This is a genomic window from Promicromonospora sp. NPDC060204 (assembly GCF_042728455.1).
Classification (GTDB): domain Bacteria; phylum Actinomycetota; class Actinomycetes; order Actinomycetales; family Cellulomonadaceae; genus Promicromonospora.
Map to the genome: position 1 here is coordinate 1 of NZ_JBHWZO010000410.1, position 3,184 is coordinate 3,184.

Annotated in this window: 4 protein-coding genes; all 4 read left to right on the forward strand. The window is 71.6% G+C overall.

What is annotated here, in order from left to right:
- Positions 1-43: 43 nt before the first annotated feature.
- On the forward strand, positions 44-595 hold the full coding sequence (locus ACFWEJ_RS28110; protein WP_377232458.1) for a uridine kinase: 552 nt from the start codon (positions 44-46) through the stop codon (positions 593-595).
- A gap of 40 nt (positions 596-635) precedes the next feature.
- Complete coding sequence (locus ACFWEJ_RS28115; protein ID WP_377232459.1) at positions 636-1,298, forward strand: DNA-3-methyladenine glycosylase; 663 nt, start codon at positions 636-638, stop codon at positions 1,296-1,298.
- A gap of 62 nt (positions 1,299-1,360) precedes the next feature.
- Positions 1,361-1,723 carry a PadR family transcriptional regulator gene (locus ACFWEJ_RS28120; RefSeq protein ID WP_377232460.1) on the forward strand — a complete coding sequence of 121 codons (363 nt, stop codon included), beginning with the start codon at positions 1,361-1,363 and terminating at the stop codon, positions 1,721-1,723.
- The coding region (locus tag ACFWEJ_RS28125) for a permease prefix domain 1-containing protein (RefSeq protein WP_377232461.1) at positions 1,723-3,184 on the forward strand (1,462 nt) is incomplete at its 3' end. The genes ACFWEJ_RS28120 and ACFWEJ_RS28125, both read left to right, overlap by 1 nt.

The following is a 3,184-nucleotide window of genomic DNA, read 5'->3' on the forward strand; positions in this document are numbered from 1 at the left end:
GATTCCGGGCACAATCGCTGGGTAGACCTATGAGAGGAGCAGGATGACCGTCACGCCAGGGGTGCTGGGTGAGGTGCTGGGACGGATCCGGGTGGTCGACGCGCGTCTGATCTGCGTCGACGGGCCCGCCGGGTCGGGCAAGACGACGCTGGCCGCGCAGCTCGCGGACGCGCTGGAGGCCCCGGTGATCCACATGGACGACCTCTACGAGGGCTGGGCGGCCGGCCCCGACGGCGGCGCCGAGAACCTGCGCCGCTGGGTCCTGGACCCGCTGGTCGCGGGGGAGCAGGTGCGCTACCGGCGCTACGACTGGGTCGAGGGCGAATGGGCCGAGTGGCACGACGTCCCGCCGTCGGCCCACCTGGTGGTGGAGGGCTGCGGCGCGGGCGCGCGCCAGGTGGACGCCCTGGGCGCGTTCCGCATCTGGGTCCAGGCGGACGAGACGGAGCGGCTGCGCCGCGGACTGGTGCGCGACGGCGAGGACGCCCGCGAGCACTGGCTGCGCTGGATGGCGGACGAGGCGGAGCACTACGCGCGGGAGCGCACCCGCGAACGGGCCGACCTGCACCTGGACGGGGTCGGCGCGCTGATCTGATGGAGCGGACGACCGAGGAGCCAACCTGAGTGACGCACCCATGACCGTGCCGGCCCGCCAGTTCTTCGACCGGCCCGTGGTCGACGTCGCGCGCGACCTGCTCGGCGCGACACTGACCCGCCGCACGCCCCAGGGCGCCGTCACGCTGCGGATCACCGAGGTCGAGGCCTACGACGGGACGAACGACCCCGGCTCCCACGCCTTCCGCGGCCCGAGCCGGCGCAACGAGACGATGTTCGGCGAGCCCGGGCGGCTCTACGTGTACCGGCACCTGGGCCTGCACTACTGCGCCAACGTGGTCTGCGGCCCGGACGGGACGGCGTCGGCGGTGCTGCTGCGCGCCGGTGAGGTGACGGGGCCCGGCCCTGACGGCGTCGCGCTGGCCACGACCCGCCGCCTCGCCTCCGGCGTCGTGCGCGCCGAACGCGACCTGGCGCGCGGTCCCGCGCGGCTCGCCGTGGCGCTCGGCCTCGACCTGTCCGACGACGGCGCCGACGTCACCGACCCGGAGGGCGCGGTGGTGCTGGAGGTCCCCGAGACGCCGTCGGGCACCGTGCTGTCCGGGCCGCGCGTGGGCGTGAGCGGCGACGGCGGCCGCGCCGATCTGTATCCCTGGCGGTTCTGGCTCGACGGCGAACCGACGGTGTCGGTCTACCGGGCGGCGACGAAGCGGCCCCCGACGCGACGTCCGACACGAACCTAGTTCTCCTATGCCTAGTGCTGCTAGGGTAGGTATCCCTAGCAGCACTAGGCATAGGAGTGCAGGTGCACATCGACAAGGATCTGGTCGCGGCGTCCGCGACGCCGCTCGTCCTCGGCATCCTGTCCGACGGCGAGTCGTACGGCTACGCGATCCTCAAGCGCGTCAACGAGCTCTCCGGCGGCCGCATGGAGTGGACCGACGGCATGCTCTACCCCCTGCTCCACCGGCTGGAGCGCCTGGAGTACGTCAAGGCGACGTGGGGCACCTCCGACGTCGGGCGGCGGCGCAAGCACTACGCGATCACCGCGTCGGGCAAGGAGGCGCTCGCGGAGCGCCGTCAGCAGTGGGCGGTCGTCTCCGACGCGCTCAAGCAGGTCTGGCAGGACGTCCAGCCCGGCCCCGCCGTCGCGGAGGGGTGGGCCTGATGAGCGACCAGAACGCGAACGGCGTCGGCCCGGCCCAGCAGACCGGGCCGGCCGAGCATGTCGTGCTGGAAGAACAGATCGACCTGTGGCGCGGCTACGTCCAGCGCCGTCGGGCGATCTCCGCGGCCGACGTCGACGAGATGGAGGACCACCTGCGCGGCCAGGTCAGCGACCTGACGGCAAGCGGGCTGGAGGACGAGGAGGCCTTCCTCGTCGCGGTCAAGCGCATGGGCAACCTCGACGAGGTGTCCCGCGAGTTCGCGCGTGAGCACTCCGAGCGGCTCTGGAAGCAACTCGTGCTGGTCCCCGAGGAGCCGAGCGACGGCGGGCGCTGGCGCGAGCTGGCCGTCGTCCTCGCCCTCGCGGTCGGCGCGGGGATCGTGCTCAAGGTGCTGCTCGCCGCCACGACCGGCAACGAGCTGGTGCTCGTGCGCAATGCCGTCTTCGCCGTCCTGCCGTTCCTGGCCGGGTACTTCGTGTGGAAGCGGCACGTCCCGTGGCGGGTGAGCGCCCTGCTGGTCGCGATCACGACCGCGTTCGCGCTCGTGGTCAACCTCTACCCGTTCCAGCCGGGGGAGTTCGACGGACCGGGCATGACCGAGTTCCTCGCGATCACCCACACGCCCGTGGTGCTCTGGCTGCTGCTGGGTGTCGTGTACGCGGGCGGGGCGTGGCGGTCCGGCGCGCGCCGGATGGACTTCGTCCGGTTCACCGGCGAGCTCATCATCTACCTCGCGCTGATCCAGCTCGGCGGCGGGCTGCTGATCGGGCTCACCTTCGGCTCGCTCAGCCTGGTCGGGGTCGACTTCGAGCCGTTCCTCGGCGACTGGCTCCTGCCGTTCGCGATCCCGGGCGCACTCCTGGTCGGCGCGTGGCTCGTGGAGGCCAAGAAGAACGTCGTCGAGAACATCGCCCCCGTTCTCACGCGGGTGTTCACGCCCCTGACGATCGTCATGCTGGTCGCGATCTTCGTGGTGCTGCTCGTCAACGGGCCGCTCACCGCGGTGGACCGGGACCTGCTCATCCTCATGGACGCGATCCTCGTGCTGGTCCTGTTCCTGCTGCTGTACTCGATCTCGGCCCGCGACCCGCTCGCGCCGCCCGGGATCTTCGACTGGCTGCAGCTCGTCCTGGTCGGCGCGGCGCTCGCAGTGGACGCGGTGGCGCTGACCGCGATGCTCACCCGGATCGCCGAGTTCGGCTTCACCGCCAACAAGGTCGCGGCCCTCGGGCTCAACCTCGTGCTGCTGGTGCACCTCGCGTGGGCGGCATGGCTGGCGACCGGCTTCGTCCGGGGGCAGCGCACGTTCGGCGCGATCGAGCGCTGGCAGACCCAGTACCTGCCGGTCTACGCGATCTGGGCCGCGATCGTGGTGGTGACGTTCGGCCCGATCTTCAAGCCATCGCGATCGCCACCGTCCAGAACAACCCCTGACACCTCGTTGAGTGCTGGACTTTTGC